At 62.9% G+C, this 17094-nt stretch carries 20 protein-coding genes and 4 pseudogenes; 12 read left to right on the forward strand and 12 right to left on the reverse strand.

Annotated features, from left to right (window positions below):
* Nucleotides 1-99: 99 nt before the first annotated feature.
* The 3 genes from ACNJYB_RS27170 to rocF form a co-directional block, all read right to left on the reverse strand.
* Nucleotides 100-642: a c-type cytochrome gene (locus ACNJYB_RS27170; protein ID WP_439369584.1), complete on the reverse strand. Its 543-nt coding sequence runs from the start codon at nt 640-642 to the stop codon at nt 100-102.
* On the reverse strand, nt 629-1897 hold the full coding sequence (soxC, locus tag ACNJYB_RS27175; protein ID WP_439369585.1) for a sulfite dehydrogenase: 1269 nt from the start codon (nt 1895-1897) through the stop codon (nt 629-631). The genes ACNJYB_RS27170 and soxC overlap by 14 nt, the downstream gene beginning before the upstream one ends.
* 165 nt (nt 1898-2062) lie before the next feature.
* Complete coding sequence (rocF, locus tag ACNJYB_RS27180; protein ID WP_439369586.1) at nt 2063-3040, reverse strand: arginase; 978 nt, start codon at nt 3038-3040, stop codon at nt 2063-2065.
* 216 nt (nt 3041-3256) lie between these two features.
* Between rocF and ACNJYB_RS27185 the strand changes: the two genes are divergently transcribed.
* Nucleotides 3257-3547: a hypothetical protein gene (locus ACNJYB_RS27185; protein ID WP_439369587.1), complete on the forward strand. Its 291-nt coding sequence runs from the start codon at nt 3257-3259 to the stop codon at nt 3545-3547.
* 16 nt (nt 3548-3563) lie between these two features.
* On the opposite strand, the pseudogene ACNJYB_RS27190 reads toward ACNJYB_RS27185, so the two are convergent.
* Nucleotides 3564-4070: pseudogene (locus ACNJYB_RS27190) on the reverse strand (EAL domain-containing protein); the annotation flags it as partial.
* Between ACNJYB_RS27190 and ACNJYB_RS27195 the strand changes: the two are divergent.
* Both ACNJYB_RS27195 and ACNJYB_RS27200 read left to right on the forward strand, forming a co-directional pair.
* Nucleotides 4071-4286: pseudogene (locus tag ACNJYB_RS27195) on the forward strand (hypothetical protein); the annotation flags it as partial. It lies immediately after the preceding pseudogene.
* Nucleotides 4287-4557: 271 nt separating this feature from the next.
* A complete protein-coding gene (locus ACNJYB_RS27200) occupies nt 4558-4890 on the forward strand; it encodes a c-type cytochrome (protein WP_439369588.1) in 333 nt (110 codons plus the stop codon).
* A 192-nt stretch (nt 4891-5082) separates the two neighbouring features.
* Here ACNJYB_RS27200 and ACNJYB_RS27205 read toward each other — a convergent pair whose 3' ends face one another.
* From ACNJYB_RS27205 to ACNJYB_RS27215, 3 genes are all read right to left on the reverse strand, one after another.
* Nucleotides 5083-5424, reverse strand: coding sequence for a phasin (locus ACNJYB_RS27205; protein WP_018644784.1), 342 nt, complete (start codon nt 5422-5424; stop codon nt 5083-5085).
* Between the two features lie 139 nt (nt 5425-5563).
* Nucleotides 5564-5749, reverse strand: a complete 186-nt coding sequence (locus tag ACNJYB_RS27210; protein ID WP_439369589.1) for a hypothetical protein — start codon at nt 5747-5749, stop codon at nt 5564-5566.
* Nucleotides 5750-6122: 373 nt separating this feature from the next.
* Nucleotides 6123-6563, reverse strand: coding sequence for a hypothetical protein (locus ACNJYB_RS27215; protein ID WP_439375656.1), 441 nt, complete (start codon nt 6561-6563; stop codon nt 6123-6125).
* Between ACNJYB_RS27215 and ACNJYB_RS27220 the strand changes: the two are divergent.
* Nucleotides 6444-6756, forward strand: a pseudogene (locus ACNJYB_RS27220) (hypothetical protein). The gene ACNJYB_RS27215 and the pseudogene ACNJYB_RS27220 sit on opposite strands and share 120 nt — an antisense overlap.
* A gap of 45 nt (nt 6757-6801) precedes the next feature.
* Here the strand turns inward: ACNJYB_RS27220 and ACNJYB_RS27225 are convergent.
* The gene (locus ACNJYB_RS27225; protein ID WP_439369590.1) at nt 6802-7377 is read right to left on the reverse strand and encodes a hypothetical protein; all 576 of its coding nucleotides are present in this window, start codon (nt 7375-7377) and stop codon (nt 6802-6804) included.
* Between the two features lie 45 nt (nt 7378-7422).
* Nucleotides 7423-7953, reverse strand: a complete 531-nt coding sequence (locus ACNJYB_RS27230) for a GcrA family cell cycle regulator (RefSeq protein ID WP_439369591.1) — start codon at nt 7951-7953, stop codon at nt 7423-7425.
* A 163-nt stretch (nt 7954-8116) separates the two neighbouring features.
* Here ACNJYB_RS27230 and ACNJYB_RS27235 point away from each other — a divergent pair, with 163 nt between their 5' ends.
* Both ACNJYB_RS27235 and ACNJYB_RS27240 read left to right on the forward strand, forming a co-directional pair.
* On the forward strand, nt 8117-8725 hold the full coding sequence (locus tag ACNJYB_RS27235) for a S24 family peptidase (RefSeq protein ID WP_439369593.1): 609 nt from the start codon (nt 8117-8119) through the stop codon (nt 8723-8725).
* Between the two features lie 103 nt (nt 8726-8828).
* Entirely contained in the window at nt 8829-9104 is a 276-nt protein-coding gene (locus tag ACNJYB_RS27240) for a hypothetical protein (RefSeq protein WP_439375657.1), read from the forward strand.
* Nucleotides 9105-9142: 38 nt separating this feature from the next.
* Here ACNJYB_RS27240 and ACNJYB_RS27245 read toward each other — a convergent pair whose 3' ends face one another.
* Nucleotides 9143-10117, reverse strand: a complete 975-nt coding sequence (locus ACNJYB_RS27245; RefSeq protein WP_439369594.1) for a quinone oxidoreductase family protein — start codon at nt 10115-10117, stop codon at nt 9143-9145.
* Nucleotides 10118-10343: 226 nt separating this feature from the next.
* Here ACNJYB_RS27245 and ACNJYB_RS27250 point away from each other — a divergent pair, with 226 nt between their 5' ends.
* From ACNJYB_RS27250 to ACNJYB_RS27260, 3 genes are all read left to right on the forward strand, one after another.
* Nucleotides 10344-10544: a hypothetical protein gene (locus ACNJYB_RS27250; protein WP_439369596.1), complete on the forward strand. Its 201-nt coding sequence runs from the start codon at nt 10344-10346 to the stop codon at nt 10542-10544.
* 144 nt (nt 10545-10688) lie between these two features.
* Nucleotides 10689-11636, forward strand: a complete 948-nt coding sequence (locus ACNJYB_RS27255; protein WP_439369598.1) for an AAA family ATPase — start codon at nt 10689-10691, stop codon at nt 11634-11636.
* A 5-nt stretch (nt 11637-11641) separates the two neighbouring features.
* Nucleotides 11642-13018 (forward strand): vWA domain-containing protein, encoded by a 1377-nt coding sequence (locus tag ACNJYB_RS27260; RefSeq protein ID WP_439369600.1) that lies wholly within the window; start codon nt 11642-11644, stop codon nt 13016-13018.
* Nucleotides 13019-13033: 15 nt separating this feature from the next.
* On the opposite strand, the gene ACNJYB_RS27265 is transcribed toward ACNJYB_RS27260, so the two are convergent.
* Nucleotides 13034-13216 carry a hypothetical protein gene (locus tag ACNJYB_RS27265; protein ID WP_439369601.1) on the reverse strand — a complete coding sequence of 61 codons (183 nt, stop codon included), beginning with the start codon at nt 13214-13216 and terminating at the stop codon, nt 13034-13036.
* 347 nt (nt 13217-13563) lie between these two features.
* Here ACNJYB_RS27265 and ACNJYB_RS27270 point away from each other — a divergent pair, with 347 nt between their 5' ends.
* From ACNJYB_RS27270 to ACNJYB_RS27280, 3 genes and pseudogenes are all read left to right on the forward strand, one after another.
* On the forward strand, nt 13564-13785 hold the full coding sequence (locus ACNJYB_RS27270; RefSeq protein WP_439369602.1) for a hypothetical protein: 222 nt from the start codon (nt 13564-13566) through the stop codon (nt 13783-13785).
* Between the two features lie 124 nt (nt 13786-13909).
* Nucleotides 13910-14243 (forward strand): annotated as a pseudogene (amiF, locus tag ACNJYB_RS27275) (formamidase); the annotation flags it as partial.
* 90 nt (nt 14244-14333) lie between these two features.
* Complete coding sequence (locus ACNJYB_RS27280; RefSeq protein WP_439369603.1) at nt 14334-15653, forward strand: dicarboxylate/amino acid:cation symporter; 1320 nt, start codon at nt 14334-14336, stop codon at nt 15651-15653.
* A gap of 8 nt (nt 15654-15661) precedes the next feature.
* Here ACNJYB_RS27280 and ACNJYB_RS27285 read toward each other — a convergent pair whose 3' ends face one another.
* Nucleotides 15662-17032 (reverse strand): hypothetical protein, encoded by a 1371-nt coding sequence (locus tag ACNJYB_RS27285; protein WP_439369604.1) that lies wholly within the window; start codon nt 17030-17032, stop codon nt 15662-15664.
* Nucleotides 17033-17094 lie beyond the last annotated feature (62 nt).

Raw genomic sequence — 17094 nt, forward strand, 5'->3', positions numbered from 1 at the left:
GGTCCGCTATTTTCCTATCGCAGGTTAACCAATTGTGCCCCTCGGAGTTCCCCATTCAATCCAAGCAAGTTCCGCGCCAGCCGTCGGAACTTGCTCCGTTCATCTTTTCACATCCGGGCGAGCATCGCCGACGAATCCGTCGCGGTTCGGCATCTTCACAGCCGCCAGCGATTTCGCATCAAGGATTGTATCCGCACCCACCAGGCCATTCATGTTCAGGATAAAGGCGGACACCGCATAGACATCCTCATCGCTCAGCGACTGCGGCGCGTTCTGCGGCATGGCGCGACGGATGTAGTCGAATAATGTCGGGGCATAGGGCCAGTAGCTGCCGACCGTGCGAATCGGCCTGGCCGTTCCGATTGTGCCCTGGCCACCGGCGAGCCGATCGCCCAAACCGCCTTCGCCCTTCTCGCCATGGCACGAGGCACATTGCTGCGCGAATACTGCACGTCCCTGACTGACCGAACCGCTCCCCTCCGGAAGATTGCTGCCGTCGCGTCCGACATCGATATTCCACCCCGCAATCTCGGCGGTCGTCGCCGGTCGGCCGATGCCGTAAGGACTCTGCCCCTGTGCTGCGTTCGAAGAGGCCCACAGCACGATTGCGAAGCCAATCCCGCAAGTCTCACGCCAGCGCATTGGTCACCTCGCCATCATCGGCGATGCGCCAGGGCCAGATGGCATTGTTGTGGTAGAAATAGTTCTCTCCACGCACGGCGAGCAACTCGGCCAGGGTGGGCTGCACGTAGCCGGTCTCGTCAATGGCGCGGCTCTGAATCACGGCGGGCTTGCCGTCCCATCGCCACGGCAGGCGGAAGCGCGTCAGGGCACGCGTCAGCACTGGCTCCTGCAAGAAGGCGTTCTGCCAGCCCTTCCCCTCATCGATGGATACCTCGACGCGCGCGATCTTGCCGTGCCCACTCCAGGCGAGGCCCGTGATCTCATGAAAGCCCGGTGCGCTCAGACGCTGACCGCCGGAGGGACGGGTGATGATCGACTTCGCTTCCATATAAAAGGAGAATTCCCGCGCCGTGCCGTCGGGCAGGAGGTCGGTGTATTTCGAGGTTTCCTCGCGCGAATAAACCGGCTCCGCGGTCACATGCAGGCGGCGCAGCCATTTCACGCTCATATTGCCTTCGAATCCCGGCAGAAGCAGCCGTAGTGGATAACCTTGCTGCGGACGGAGCCGCTCGCCATTCTGGCTGTAGACCAGCATCGCATCCTCGAGACATTTCTCGATCGGGACGCTTCGCGTCAGCGCGGCCGCGTCGGCGCCTTCCGCGACCACCCATTTGGCCTCCGGCTTCAGCCCGGCCTCCTGAAGCACCAGCTTCAGGCTCACGCCGGTCCATTCGGCACAACTCACGAGACCGACGAGGTCAGATACCGTCTTGCCATAGGGCTTGCTGTAACCGGGGTTGCCGGAGCATTCGAGGAAGTGGATGCGGGACTCCGACGGAAAGCGCCGGAGATCGTCCATCGTGAAGACCAGGGGACGCTCGACCAGCCCATGCAGCATTAGCCGGTGCTGCGCGGGATCGATGGTCGGAACACCGCCATGATGTCGCTCGTAAAACAGCCCATTTGGCGTGATGATGCCGTCGAGCTCCTGCAAGGGCGTCCGACTGGACGCAGAGATGTATTGCTTGAGGGACTTCGAGATGTTCCTGACGACGCCCTTCTCGAACGGCGATGGCGTGCCGTAGGGCTGGCCTCCCGTCGGATCCCCCGGCGCCTTCATCCATTCAGGAACGTTGGGCGGAAGGTTGTCTGCCTCTGCGGCAACGCAAGCGTCCGCGCCAAGAACGGCGCCTCCCGCTGCTGCGGTGGCGGCTGTCAGAAAGCGACGGCGTGTCGACGTCACGGAATCATTGTCGGGATCTGTCGTGCTCATTGCGGTCCCTCGGCTGGCGCGGAGCCCTCATCAAACCGTTCCACAGCGGCATTTGCAATTCGCAGCCGTTTCAAAAGCGAGCGATTTCGATCAGGGCTGATCTAAATCGAGTGGCTGCGAGAGCAGGTCCTTTCCTCGCAGCGCACAAACACTGCCCCGCACGATTCACTCACCCGGAGCGATCGCGTTGCTCGGCGTGGGCCGGTCGGTGATCTGCTGCCCGAACAGGCTGCCGATCAGCTCGACCGCAGTGCGCGCAGTCCGGCCACGCTCGTCGAGGAAAGGATTGAGCTCGACGATGTCGACCGATCCCACCACGCCTGAATCGTGCAGCAGCTCCATGATAAGATGTGCCTCACGATAGGTCGCCCCGCCCGGCACTGTGGTCCCCACGCCCGGCGCAACGCTGGGGTCGAGGAAGTCGACGTCGAAGCTGACATGCAGCACGCCGTTGCACGTCTTGACGCGTTCGATGACGCGCCGGATCAGCACCGCGACACCGAATTCGTCGATCTGTCGCATGTCGACAACCCTGATCCGGCGCGAGCGCATCAGCTCCTTTTCGAGCTTGTCGATCGAACGCGCGCCGAACAGATCGAGTCTGTCAGGGGCGATCGACGCACGCGGGTCATCGCCGAGCAGGCCTTCGAGACCCGGCTCACCGCACAGAAACGCCGCCGACATGCCGTGCATGTTCGCCGTGATCGTCGTCTCCGGCGTATTGTAGTCGGCATGCGCGTCCAGCCAGAGCACGAAAAGCTCCCGCTCGCGCTCCTGCCAGTGGCGCGCCATGGCATTGACCGAGCCCATCGACAGCGTGTGATCGCCGCCGAGGAAGATCGGCAGCGCACCGGTTTTCGCGATGTCATAGCCTCTGCGGCTCAGCACGCGCGTCCAGCGCTGGATTTCGCGGTAATGATTGGCTTTTTCCGGCGGCCTGTCAGCGAGGTCGCCGACCTCGCCCACGGAGAGATCGCCGTAATCGACGACTTCAAGATCCAGGCTTTCGAGCAGTGTCGCAAGGCCCGCGGTGCGCAGCGCCGCGGGGCCCATCAGGGTACCGCGCTGCGAAGCCCCCATGTCGATGGGAGCACCAAGCAAGGCGATGCGCCGGGCTCGATCCGTCATGGTCCGGTCGGTCACGGCCGTCTCCTGAGAACAGCAAGGCTGGTGCGAGCCTAACAGAGATTCGCATCCGTCGTTTCACGGACTCGACGGGAACAAAATCCCGCGCGCCGAATTGCCCATCCAAGGCCGGTACCCGCCGTCAATCACGGCGCCTGTCGCGGATAGCCAAAGGTCGTCAGACCCGCTGTTCGAAACGAGCGCTCGCGCGGATAGCCAAAGGTGCCGGCCTCCATGGCTACGTCCAGTCTGGAGGTCGCAAGCTTGAGCACGGAGATACCGCAGCCTAATCCCCAGCCCGGCGTGGGCGAGCGTGCCATCGACGTCGCGACCGACGTATCCCGTACGATCGGCGAAGTCGCCGGCGGCTTGCACGCGGCGGTCGATCGCCTCACCGCCGCGATCGACGAAGCTCGAAAGCCCGGCCGGCCGCTCGCGACAGTTGCCGCCATCACGCGCGAGGCCCCCTTGGCTAGCCTGTTCGTGGCATTCCTCTTTGGCGTTGCCGTCGCGCGGCGGCGCTGAAATCGAAAGATCCCGTTCAGGCAGCGCTGACCGCTTCGTACCCAGGCTGGAATTGCTTCTCGAAGGCCTCTACAAGCAGCGGGCGCCCGAAGAATACCCTTCCTCGCACCCCATGCTGACGAGGAAATCGGCTGTAGCCCGGTTCTCGATTCCTTCGGCCACGATCTTGAGCCCGAGCTGCTTGCTGAGGGCGATGGTCGAGCCGACGATCGCGCGTCGTCGGAATCAGTCAGCAGATCGAGCACGAAGGACCGGTCGATCTTGGGCCCGTCGAGCGGAAACTTCTCCAGATGGCTCAGGCTGGCGTAGCCGGTGCCGAAATCGTCGAACAGCACGCCGACGCAAAGCTGCTGGATCCGCTTGAACATGTCGAGCACGCGCCCTTCATCATTGAGCAGGATTCTTCGGTGACCTCGAGCTCGAGCAGCGAGGGCGCGAGCCCCGTCGCCTCGAGCAGCCCCGCAACCGAATGCGCGAGGTCGCCGGAGTCGAGCTGCAAGGGCGAGAGATTAATGCAACGCCGCTGACGTCAGCCGGACCGGGCGTGCGCTCCTTCCTGTGGGATGACCTCCAGGCCGATCTCGGCGTTGCCGTCCCGTTGAGCTACCGGGCGCCGGACAATGTACGTCGCAGCCCGCGCTTCCTGTTCACGCTGTCGAGTGCGTTTCGGCTTTGCCCCGAGCGCGGCCGGGGACGTCTCGATGTGTGTCGCCCACCAGCACCCACTCGCTCCAGCTGATACCAAAAGTCCGATGGTCATGAATCCCGGCGACTATTAGCCGCGAGCACCTTTGCGGCAGATCAAGGCAGCTCCGGGCCGGCAGGCTAGAAAGGCCATATAACGTCGGAGGGGCACGTGTCGCACCACACCGAAAGTCTCGATACGAAGGGCGCCGGCCTGCCCACAACGAGAACGCCGTCATTCGTGCGGCATCTCTATCGTGCGACCCGCAGGCTGCTGCGGTCGCTCATCGCCCGCATCGATCTCTCGCAATTTCCGGGATCATGCTGTGGATAAGCACGGCCGCCAGCGTTTGAGACGAATTTGCCTGCTGCTCGTCGTGACCTCGACGTTGGGCACGTCCTCTGTTCTGGCCGCCGACGCCGGTCACGGTGCCGACCTCGCCAAGCGCTGGTGCGCAAGCTGCCACGTCGTGGCCAGTGACCAGACGCAAGCCAGCGCCGACGTCCCCTCCTTTGCTTCCATTGCGCGACGGCCGGACTTCAGTTCGGAGAAGCTCGCCTTCTTCCTGCTCGACCCGCATCCAAGGATGCCGAACTTCCCCCTGAGCCGGAGCGAAGCTGGCGACATCGCGGCTTACATCGGATCACTGCGTCCCTAGAGGCGGGTCGATCGCGAGACCTGCCACAAATGCAAATCCCTGCCGGAGGACCGACAGGGATCAGCAGAAAGGATGATGGACGGCGAATGAGACATCATTCGGTGGCCCATCATGGACCTGCGCGAGCATCGAAATGCGGATCTTCATGCCGCGCAAGATCAATTTGTAGGCAGCCGGCGCACAGACCCGGAATCAGGATTTGCCCTTGCCTGACTGCATGAGACTGCCGGTCATCTGGCGCATGTGATCTCCGGCGCTGGTGAACTGGCTGCGCAGGAAATCGGACTGGATCCGCATCGCTTCCTGAAGGTCGGTGGCATGCACGAGCTTGCGTGCATGCTCGAATGCCGACTTCATGTTCTGCTCGGTGAAAGCAAGCGCCTGCTTCGACACCTCCGTCCCGGCTCCCGGAACGGACGTCATCGATTTCGTGGCGGCTTCGAAAAACATGCCGAACGCTTTTTCTGCCTGGTCAATTGTCTTCTCGGCCAGGTCGCGCAGTTCGGCCGGAACTTCGAGCTTCGGTTCGATCATGGTCGCACTCCTCCCTTTTTATTGACTGTTACCACATTTGCCTGACCGCCTTCCAGCAGCGAACGCCGGGGCAAATACCCCCGGAAGGCCGGCTTGGGCAGGAAACGGAAGGAAAAAGGCGTGAGACGCGCGGTCCGGCTCACGACAGGGGGTGTTCGGGAAGGGCTTCTTCGGTGGCGAGGTCTTCAACCAGTTTGATCACCTCGAAACGCTCCCGCGGCGCGAGCTTCAGAAAGGCGCGGAGCAGGCGCAGGCTTTCGACCGTGCCGGTCGCGGGCGCGCCGAGCTTGAGGTGCAGTTCAGCCACGAAGTTGAGGTTCTTCATCTCGCACCTATGACAAGCACCGGCCATCCTGAACTAACATCGAGGTCCACGCGAGCGCCAAACCACCACCACCGGACACGATGGCCTCTCGGCCGGAGGGCCCGGCAGGTCAGCACCGCCAACGACGCATCCAGGCTCAACCGAGGAGGTTGTAATTATGCCAATGAACAACCCATCCGGCAAGCCCAACCACCGGCGCCGGCGATGCTTCGTCTGCATCCGTCGCATCGCAATTCCGGATAACAGGAATATGGGCCGTCGTCACTCCACCTCCGTCAAGAAGCTGCATTAAATCACGCGCGCGGTACCGATTGCTGGCAACCGCACTGCGTTTCGCCTCGTTTCAAGTGTGGATGGGCATTGGTGGAGACGCCTAGCGCTTCTTCAGCGTATACACGTAATTGTTGAGTCCCAGCTCGGCGGTTGTATCGTCGACGACATGAACGTCGATCTTACAGCCGGTTTCCAAAGTCTTGATTGACGCGCCGCCAAAGCCGAGCGAGGCGGCAAGCGCCTTCGGATCGGCGACTCGCCTCTTCGCATCGAGGTTCATCGCTCCCGGGATATTTCCGCCCGTCCCCTGAACTGTTGCTCGAGATCGAACGACCAAGCGTTTGAAACGGCCACGCAGATCACGGCGCCATGGCTGATGAACTGATCGATTCGGGGCGCGCCTCAGCACAAGGACGACGGCATGCTTTCTCGCTGCGATCTCATACAAGGCGCATGGGCGCAGGAGATCAAGATGAACCTGTTCAAGATCGTCGCCATCAAGGACGAAATTGTCATCGGATTGTCGGCGCAGGAGCTGCAGGCACTCGGCGGCAATGACGCGAGCGCCGTTGCACATGCGCTGGCACAGAAGGGCGACCTCACCGTCTGGCAATACAACGTGCATCGCGGCCCGAATGCAGCAGGCGCCGACCGCCAAAATCGGGCTTTTGGCCAACGCCTCGCTGCGTGTCGAGCCCTACACCACGCCCTACCAGATTGTACCTCATCCGTAAGGAACAGAACCGCGCCCCGGCGGCCGGATCGCCCGGGCGCCGCGGTCACCTGCGCCGGCCCCCACCCTCTGTCCCGGTCTCGGTCGCAAAGCCGTAGATCAGCGCCAGCCGGTCCAGGCATTCGCGAAAGCGCCGCCCGAAATAATCATTCCAGCGCTGGGTACGGACGGCACGACGCTGCCCGATTTGATCCATGGTCAGACCCAGGACCAGCACGTCGTGCACCAGCGCGGCGCCGTCGGTGCCGAGTTCCCGCTCGATCCGATTCAGTCGCAGCACCGCCTGTCGCTGGCTTTCGGTGACGGGCTCGCGCGTACCGGTCCCATCGACATATTCGCGGGTCGTATCCACCGCCTGAGGGCCTCGCTCCGCCCGCTCCCAATCGTTCTGGAAGGCACGCCCACCGCGGTATTGCGCTTCGTCGATCTGGTGGTGTGCGTGCAGCCGGCCGAGCGGATCGCTGCGGAACGACCGGAGGGCCAGGATCTTCTCGCCGGCATCGAGCGCGAGTGGATTGTCGACCTCCACCTCGGCCACCTCGGCATTGAACGGAACCTCCCGGGATCGCCGGTCGTAAATCTGCGCCAGTTTGTAGGACTTGTTGCGTCGGGGACGTGCCACTCGGATACTCCTTGCAAGGCTGACGATTGGATGGACGGCGCGGCTTCAGGCGGGGGAGACCAGCCTCAGCACGACGGGAGTTGCGATGCGGGCTGACGCAGCTCCGGAACGGCGCGTCAGGCGCGCATGCGGTGCGCAATAGCTGGAGCCCGGCTGGCGCGGATGGCCGCAGAAGGTAATTTCCTCCCCGTCCTTGTCGCCGCCGTAGGGATAGCGGCAGTCGGCCGCCTCGAGCTCGACCAGCTCGATCAGGCGCGGCTGGACGCCGACGCAGCGCAACTTGGCCCGTGCGGCGGGCTTCATTGCCGACTTCGGCGGCCGGTTCAGGTTCGGCAGTGCCGACCGGCGTGGCAAAGCCAGAGCCTCGCCGGGCAAAGGCGGAACGATCGACGGGCTCGTTATCCATTCCGGCACGACGAGTCCGAGCCGCTTGGCGCGGCCGACGACCGCGTTGCGTGTGTAAGCCGTTCCGTATCTTGCATTAATCTGCCTTCCGATCTCCGCATAAGACATTCCCTTGAGAAAATAATCGCGAAGCGCGTCGGAATGCTCCGACGGCCAACGGCCCGGTTCCATGATGCTGCCCTGTGTGATGCGCCCTCCGACCGCTCGATGCGGAGGCCGGACACACATTCTGGTATTCCGAAGCAAGTGTCAAGCTGAATTTCTGATATTCATAATTGCATCAATTCCGAATTTCGGATTACAAGAGGCGACACGGGCAATCGAGGGAATCACCATGTTGGATGTCGCGATGATCGAGCGGGGCTTGGAGAAGACGGGCAAGAGCAAGGGCGGCCTGGCGGCCGCTATGGGCGTGCGGCCCGGCGCCGTGTCCGAGATCCTCGGTGGCGAGCGCCTGGTGAAGGCGTCGGAAATCATTCCGATCATGGAATATCTCGAACTCAACCTCGCGCCGATCATGGGCCGCGTCGGGGCCGGCGCCGTGATCGAACCGGACTATGAGCAGGTTCCTTCGGAAGGGCTCGGTGACATCACGCTGCCGTTCCCGATCATGGAAGAGACTGTTGCCTTCGAGATCGTGGGCGATTCGATGCTGCCGAAGTACGAGAACGGCGACGTGATCGTGGTCTACAAGGACCAGCGCCATCCGCTGTCGAGCTTCTACGGCGAAGAGGCAGTGGTCCGGCTCAAGACCGGCGAACGCTATTTGAAGACCATCGAGAGGGGCAAATCCCCCTCCGTCGTCAATCTCACCAGCTTCAACGCCAAGCCGATCGTCGGCGTCAAGCTCGACTGGGTCGGCGAGATCTGCCTGTCCATGCCCAAGGGGCAACTCGAAAGGCTGCGTGCCAAGTCGGCGCGTCCCCGCAAGAAGGGCAAGTAGGCGCTGGATGATTTCCGATTTTCGGAAATACATCTTGACTTCATTCTGTTTTTTAGAAATACTCTGCCGCACACCCGATCACAGGGCGCGGCAGGATTGCATGATGCAGTATTTCGTCGTGATGATCGACTACGGGCGGCGCGGCCGCGAGGCGGTCGTCGATCCTGAAATCACCAGGCGCGAGATCATCTCCCGCCTCGCCTCGGGTGAGTATCGGAACGTCTCGTTCATCCACGAGATCGTGGAGAACTCGGTCGAGGACGTCACCGAGGCCGTCCTGGCCGAGGCGGCCCTCCCGCAGGTCGAGCCCGAGGACGTTGACCTCCAGGCGATTAGCCTCGATCACCTCCGCGACCTGCGCAAGCACGAACGGACGTGATGCAGGCCGCGCCGGCCTGCATCACGTCTGGACGAATATTACACCAGGAGAACGGTAGATCCCGTCGTCTTGCGCGCGGCGAGATCGGCATGCGCCTTGGCCGCGTCCTTGAGCGGATAGGTCTGGTGCACCTCGATCTTCACCGCGCCGGACTTGACGACGTCGAACAGCTCGGCCGCCATGGCCACAAGGTTCTCGCGTTTGGCCGCATAGGTGAACAGCGTCGGCCGGGTGACGTAGAGCGAGCCCTTCTGCGCGAGCAGGCCGAGATTGAGTGGCTCGACCGCGCCTGAAGACTGACCAAACAGCGCGGCGACGCCGAGCGGCGCGAGGCAATCCAGCGATTTCAGGAACGTATCCTTGCCGACGGAATCGTACACCACCGGCACCTTCTTGCCGCCGGTGATCTCGTCGACCCGCTTCACGAAATCCTCGCGCGTGTAGATGATCACATGGTCGCAGCCATGCGCCTTGGCGAGCTTCGCCTTCTCGTCATTGCTGACGGTGCCGATCACAGTCGCGCCGAGATGCTTGGCCCACTGGCTGAGAATGAGGCCGACGCCCCCGGCTGCGGCATGGAGCAGGATCGAGTCACCGGCCTTCACCCGATAGGTCTGCCGGATCAGGTACTGCGTCGTCAGTCCCTTCAGCATCATCGCCGCCGCGGTCTTGTCATCGACACCATCGGGCAGCTTCAAGAGACGGTCGGCAGGGATCAGCCGCGCCTCCGAATAGGCACCGAGCGGCGAAGCGCCATAGGCGACGCGGTCGCCCGGCTTCAGATCGGTGACACCCGGACCGACCTCCTCAACAACGCCGGCCGCCTCGCTGCCGAGCCCGCTCGGCAATTGCGCGGGATAGAGACCGGAACGGTTGTAGATGTCGACGAAGTTGAGACCGACGGCCGTGTGACGAATTCGCGTCTCGCCGGGGCCGGGCTTGCCGACACTGACCTCTTCCCAGACCAGGACTTCCGGTCCGCCGGTCTTGTGAAATCGAATGGCATGGGTCATGGGCGTTGCTCCCTTATGGTTGCAGTGAGGGTCCGAGAAACGCGGATCAGCCGCAGAAATAGGCATTTGGTCCGCCCGTTACGGTGCAGAGGCGTAACAAGAATGTCACAGCAAACGACAAACGCCCGGTGTTCCGCCTCTGTTCGAAAGAGTTGATGACGGCCTTGGGGCAACCGGCAGTACCTTTTCCGCGGGGATTGGTGGTCGTCTGCGAAGGAGAGCCGAGATGCCAGCTTATGTACAGCATCATCAGGACGTCGAAATCGCGCCTGTGATTTGCCCGACATGCATGGGGTTCCTGCCGATGTATGTGCGCGAGGTCGAGCCGCACTGGAGCCTTGCCAAGATCGACTTCGTCTACGAATGCGCCGATTGCGGCGCCGAGGTCCGGCAGACCATTCGCAAGCCGGAGCTGCTGCACCACTGAGCGCGACCGAAGAACCGCTCAACTATTTGCGCTGAACGGAAAAAACGCCGTTCACGCGGATCTGATGTCTCCCAAACGAGGCTTGTTCTTTGCCCGGAACGCAGGCAGAACAAACTTAAGCAAGACCTTTGGGAGCGCCATTTCGTGGCAGAACAGAAAGCCTCGGCGTCGATCGAGGCAGTGGAGAGCGGCCTCGCCGCGCAGGGTTATATCGCGAGCCGGCAGATCGCGACCGCCGTCTATTTGTCGCAACAGATCGAGAAGCCGATCCTGGTCGAGGGCCCAGCGGGAGTGGGCAAGACCGAGCTTGCCAAGGCGATTGCCGCCTGGCGCGGCAAGAAGATGATCCGCCTGCAGTGCTATGAGGGTCTCGACGAGGCCAAGGCGCTCTACGAGTGGAAATACGCAAAACAGCTTCTCTATACACAGATCCTCAAGGACAAGCTCGGTGAAGTGCTCGGCGGCGCGCAGACGCTGCACGCCGCGCTCGACCAACTGCACGATTTCGGCGACGTGTTCTTCTCCAAGGAATTCGTCGAACCGCGGCCGCTGCTCCAGGCGCTTGAGCAGCCAGGCGGCTGCGTGCTGCTGATCGATGAGATCGACAAGTCGGATGCGGAATTCGAATCGCTGCTGCTGGAAATCCTGTCCGACTTCCAGGTCACCATCCCCGAGCTCGGCACCGTCTCGGCAATCACCCCGCCGACGGTGATCCTCACCTCCAACAGCGAACGTGACCTCGGCGACGCCCTGAAGCGACGCTGCCTGCATCTGCATATCGGTTTCCCCGAGCAGCGGCTGGAGGAGCGCATCGTCGAGAGCCGCGTGCCCGGCATCTCGCAGACGCTGCGCCGGCAGATCGTCGGCTTCATCCACGAAATACGCTCGCTGGATCTGAAGAAGCTGCCCTCCGTCAGTGAGACCATCGACTGGGCGCGCGTGCTGGTGCTGCTCCAGGCTTCCGAACTCGACACCGATATCGTCAAGGACACGCTCAACGTGCTCCTGAAATACGAGGCCGATATCGAGGCGGCGGCCCCGCAAGTCACGACCTTCATTGCCAAGGCAGCACGATCCAACGTCTTCGGTTGACGCCGATGCGCGAGAATCTCCATCGTTTCTTTCGGGCGGCGCGCGGCGTCGGCGTCCACGTCTCGCCCGCCGAAAGCATCGATGCGATGCGCGCAGTGTCGCAGGTCGGCTTTTCCGATCGGACCATCCTGCGCGATGCGCTGCTCCTGACGCTTGCCAAGTCACAGGACGAGAAGCTCGCGCTCGGCGACTGCTTCGATCTGTTCTTCAGCCAGCCCGAACCGCGGCAGGAGCAGCCCGAGGGCGCCGACCAGGACATCGCCCGGGGCGCGGCTCAAACGCCCAATTCCGGGGCGGCCAGTGATGCCGCAGGCGGCTCACCGCAACAGGAACTGGGCCCGCTCGCACAGATGCTGCTGTCGCAGGATCGCAATGCCATCGCGGCCGCGATTGCCGGCGCGGCCGGCGCGGCGTCCCTGTCCGACATCCGTTACTCCACCCAGCGCGGCATCTTCTCCAGCCGCATCCTCGACGCCATGGGCCTGCAGCGCCTGCGCGACGATCTCGACGAGCTCACCGCGATCAATCCGTCGCTTGCCGAACGCCTGCGCGCTGCACTCGATGGTTTGCGCGAGGCGGTGCGCGACACGGTCTCGCAGGGGCTTGCGCTCTATGCCCGCGAGGAAGCTGAAAATCTCCGCAACGAGATCCTGCGCAACGCGCCGCTCGCCCGCATCGAGCGGCGCCAGGTCGCCGAGATGCGCGCGCTGATCCGCCAGATCGCGCGCCGGCTCCGCGAACGATACTCGAAGCCGCGCAAGCGCCAGCGTCGCGGCCATCTCGACGTGCGACGCACACTCCGCCGGAACGCGGCCTGGGGCGGCGTGCCCTTTCTCACCGCGTGGAAGCGCAAGCACCGCGACCGGCCGAAAATCGTTGCCCTGTGCGACGTCTCGGGCTCGGTCGCACAGGTCTCAGATTTCTTCCTGCTGCTGATCCACTCCCTGCACGAGGTCGTCGACGACGTCCGCTCCTTCGCCTTCTCATCGCACCTGATCGAGGTCAGTAACATCCTGGAAGCTAAGTCGCCGGAAGAGGCGATGGCAGAGATCATGTCCAAGGTCGGCTTCGGATCGTCCGACTATGGCTCTTCGCTGATCGATTTCGAGAAGGATTTCATGAGCACGCTGACGCCACAGACCACGGTGATCGTGCTCGGCGATGCCCGCAGCAACAATCTCGATCCGCGCGCCGACATCCTGCGCCGGATTTCCGAGCGCTCGAAACGGCTGGTCTGGCTCAATCCCGAGGGGCGGCTCGCCTGGGGCTTTGGCGATTCCGAGATGCCGCGCTACGGGACCTTTTGCAGCGTCGTGCGCCAATGCGCCACTGCGCAGCAGCTCGAGCGCGCGGTGTCGGACATCGTAGCGACTTATCAGTAGACGGCGACGATCGCGTCAAGCGGCGGTAAACTCGGCCTGGACGAGATTGCACTCCCGAAAGTGATACGCGATTTCGTCGAGCGCCCGCTGCTCCCACTCCTGGGCCTGCGCGAGCCAGAACATCCGGCGCTCCGAATCCAGCGCAGCACGCTCGCGACACAGGGATTCCTGGTTGCGAATTTCCACCAGCCTGTTCATGCACTCCACTCCCACCGTGTGAAGCCATTCCCTGCGAATCAACCTAACAGACTCCAGAGCCCCTCGCCTCATGATTTCTGTGCGTATCGCGACGCAGCATGGACCGCAATGCTCCCTCTGCACCGCGGCAATTCGCAGCGCAGCATGAAATGCGGATCATCAATTAGTGATCGTTGGGACGATATTCGTGCGCAAACGATCTTAACTCCTGTGGCCGCAATGAAGTGCCGCAGTTTGTGAAGAGATGTTCTAAACAGGCTGACCGATTCCCGACTCATTGTCGTCGCACGGTCTTCATGCGGCGCCGCTAACAGGGGCACGCGAACTGGATGATCGCCTGAGGCAATATGAGCAACGATTTCGACTTCGATCTTTCATCCGGCCAGTGGGAAGCGCTGAAGGCGCTTCGCACTCCGGTGTCGAATGTCCGCCTCTCGAAGGCTTATCTCGTCGAAAGCCTCATCGAGCTCGGCCTCGTTGTCATGAATGACGGCATCCCTGCGATCACCCCCGCCGGACGCAAGGTGCTGGTACGTGGCTCGTGCCGGCTGCTGGATCTCGTCGCATGACGAGATCGCCTGCTGCCGCGTAACCACGTGATCGCTGGAAAAATAATCTTTAGCTCCTCGCCGAATCGGGTTTGCTTCTTGCGACAGGTTCCGACCCGCAACGACGCAGCGCCGGAGAGACAAGGGCGAAGGCATGATCGTCAATTTCGTCGGCACCGTGCTGGCCGATGGCACCACCGGCCGCGTCGACGAGATGATCACCTCGGAGGTCCGCCCGGACCTCGTGCGCGAGGCCCGCATCAACTGGGGCCTCGAGAGCAACATCTACCAGCTCTGGCACCGCGGTCATCTCGCAGTGACGGACGGCGCGATGGACTGCCCTAGACCTTCATGCAGGACATGGTCGCCGGCACCTTCCGCCTGCCTTGGAAAGAAAAGGGGAAGGTCACCGACGGCACCTCCTGCGGCTTCCCGCGCCGACGCGGATGTTCGGCAGGACAGCCAAGGGGGCGGAATAGCCGGATTCCCAAGGGGTGACCCCGACATTCTGGCACGGTTGTTGCTCTCGTTTTGACGCCCAAGACGCGTCAAAAGGGGGAGTCCACCATATGTCGACCATCGCTGCGGCACCGACCGCCGAGCCGAAGCCGCTCTACACCTCGCTGTTCGTCCAAGTCCTGACCGCGCTGGTGCTCGGCGTCATTCTGGGAATGGCCGTTCCGGATTTCGCGATCGGGCTCAAGATCCTCAGCGACGCCTTCCTGAAGCTGATCTCGATGATCGTGGCCCCGATCGTGTTCTGCGTCGTCGTTCATGGCATTGCCGGCGCCGGCGACCTCAAGAAGGTCGGTCGGGTCGGCGTCAAGGCGCTGGTCTATTTCGAGGTCATGACGACGGTAGCCCTCGTGGTCGGCCTGCTGCTCGCCTACATCTTCGGCCCCGGCCATGGCATGAACATCGATCCCTCGACGCTCGATGCCAAGGCGCTCAACACCTATGCCGACAACGCCCACAAGCTGTCCGGCGGTGGCATCGGCGCCTTCCTGATGAACGTGATCCCGACCACCTCCTTCGATGCGCTGTCGCGCAACGACGTGCTCCAGGTGCTGTTCTTCGCGGTGCTCTTCGGCGTCGGCCTCGCGCTCGTCGGCGGCGAGAAGGGCGCGCTCGTCACCTCCATCATCGACGCGGCCTCTACCGTGCTGTTCCGCGTCATGGGGCTGATCGTCCGTGTCGCGCCGCTCGGCGTGCTCGGCGCGGTCGCCTACACCGTCGGCAAATACGGCGTCGGCTCCTTGAAGCAGCTCGTCTCGCTGGTGATGCTGTTCTACGTCTCGGTCGGCATCTTCGTGCTGGGCGTGCTCGGCGGCGTGATGGCACTTGCCGGAATCAACATCCTCAAATTCCTCGCCTACCTGCGCGAGGAGCTAACCATAGTGCTCGCCACTGCCTCATCGGACGCAGTGCTGCCCCAGATCATGAAGAAGCTCGAGCGCATGGGCGTGAAGGATTCGGTCGTGGGCCTCGTCATCCCCACCGGTTATTCCTTCAATCTCGACGCCTTCTCGATCTACCTGACGCTCGCCGTCGTCTTCATCGCGCAAGCGACCAACACGCCGCTCTCGTTCGGCGACCTCTTGCTGGTGCTCGGCGTTTCCCTCATCACGTCGAAGGGCGCACACGGCGTGCCCGGCTCGGCGATCGTGATCCTGGCCGCGACCCTGAACGCGGTACCGAGCATCCCCGCGATCGGGCTCGTGCTGGTGCTATCGGTCGACTGGTTCATCGGCATGGCCCGCGCGCTCGGCAATCTCGTCGGCAATTGCGTGGCGACGGTCGTGGTGGCGGCCTGGGAAGGCGATCTCGACCGCGCCAAGGCGGCCAAGGTGCTCGAGGGCGGCGAGCTCGTGGACGTGACCGCGGGATAACCCGCGGATCAGTCATGCCACTGGAGGAGTGGCGTTCCGTACGCCCGCCTCCACACGGACAGGAAGCGCGGAAACCAGGAATGGGCCACCGCGCCCCTGTAGGCCCAGGTGCGATATTTCAGCCCCTGCTCCGAGATCAGTTCCTGATATCCGCCGTGGACCTCGGTCGCGGTCCGAATGTCTTTCAAGATCCCCTGCGCACAAGCGCGATAGGTATCGCTCTCCGAGGCTTCATCGAAGTCCAGCATGCGATCGGCGAATTCGACATTGAACGTCGGCCACGACGAGCGCCCCTGATAGGCGGGCGCCGCGATCTTGTGGATCATCTTGTTGCGCGGATTATCCGCCGACACCAGGAAGTGGAACGTGCTCGGGATGCGGAAGCGCGGCTCGGCGATGATCAGGTCGGTTGTCGCCGCGAACAGCTCGCGCTCGCTGGCATCGTTCATATCCCAAAATCCGCGATGCACGCTGACGAAATCCAGCGCGACCAGCGACACCGGCGGGCCCGCCGGACCCAGGGAATGCCTGATATAGCCGTCCTGGCCGAACAGGCGGAGCAGGTCCCTCTTGTACTGCGCGAGGTCGCGTCCGAGCAGCCGCTTCAGCTCGTTCTCGCCGACGATCCCGAGCTGCACACCCCACAAGAACGTCGTGTAGACGCAGGCATTGGTGACGAAACGCCGGCGCTCGGCGCGGGTATCCGTTGCTGCAGAGCGAGGCCCGGCGGCGTCGCAGAGCAAATATCTTGTGCCGTCAGCGTCGAACGACTCCAGCTCGCTCGCAAGCTTCAGGATCGCACGCTTCAGGTCCCCGCCATACTCGGCCAGCAACAGACGGCCGGCATGTGCGCATTGCGACATCGCCAGAAAGGACGACGCCCTCTCCTCGGCAGAGAGCATCTGCTGGAGGCCGGCGACAATGCCGAGCAGCGTGTCCGAGGGCCGCGAGAAATAGTTCACGCCGAGATAGCGTCCCCGTCCCGCCGGCACGATGGTCGTCGTGACGACGTCGGTGCGGACCGCCTCCAGCAACAGACGCACGCTCTTTTCGAGCAGACGGACCCGGCGCAGGGCGTCGTGCGCATCCATGATGGTCTCTGGATCAAGGACGTCGGGATAGAACCAGGCGAAGTCGCGCGGGTAATAGGCTGAGGCGTGCGGCGCGCCGGTGACCAGGAACGCCTCGGTCACCGAAAAGGCGCTGTCCATCGAGTGCCGGTAAAGGTCCTCGATGGCTGACAACGAATGGGGCGATTGTCTCAGGAATCGATCACCAAGAAAATTCACTGCCTGGAGAGCGTTGGCGACAAGGGTCGCAGCCATGCCCTGGTAAAACCGGTTCTCACGGTGCGATGGAAAAGAGATGTCGCGGTTCATGTCCGTCAATCGGCTGGTGTCTCGTGACCCCCGCGATGGAGGCCACCATTTTAAACATGACC

The organism is Bradyrhizobium sp. SMVTL-02 (assembly GCF_051853005.1).
Taxonomy (GTDB): Bacteria; Pseudomonadota; Alphaproteobacteria; order Rhizobiales; family Xanthobacteraceae; genus Bradyrhizobium.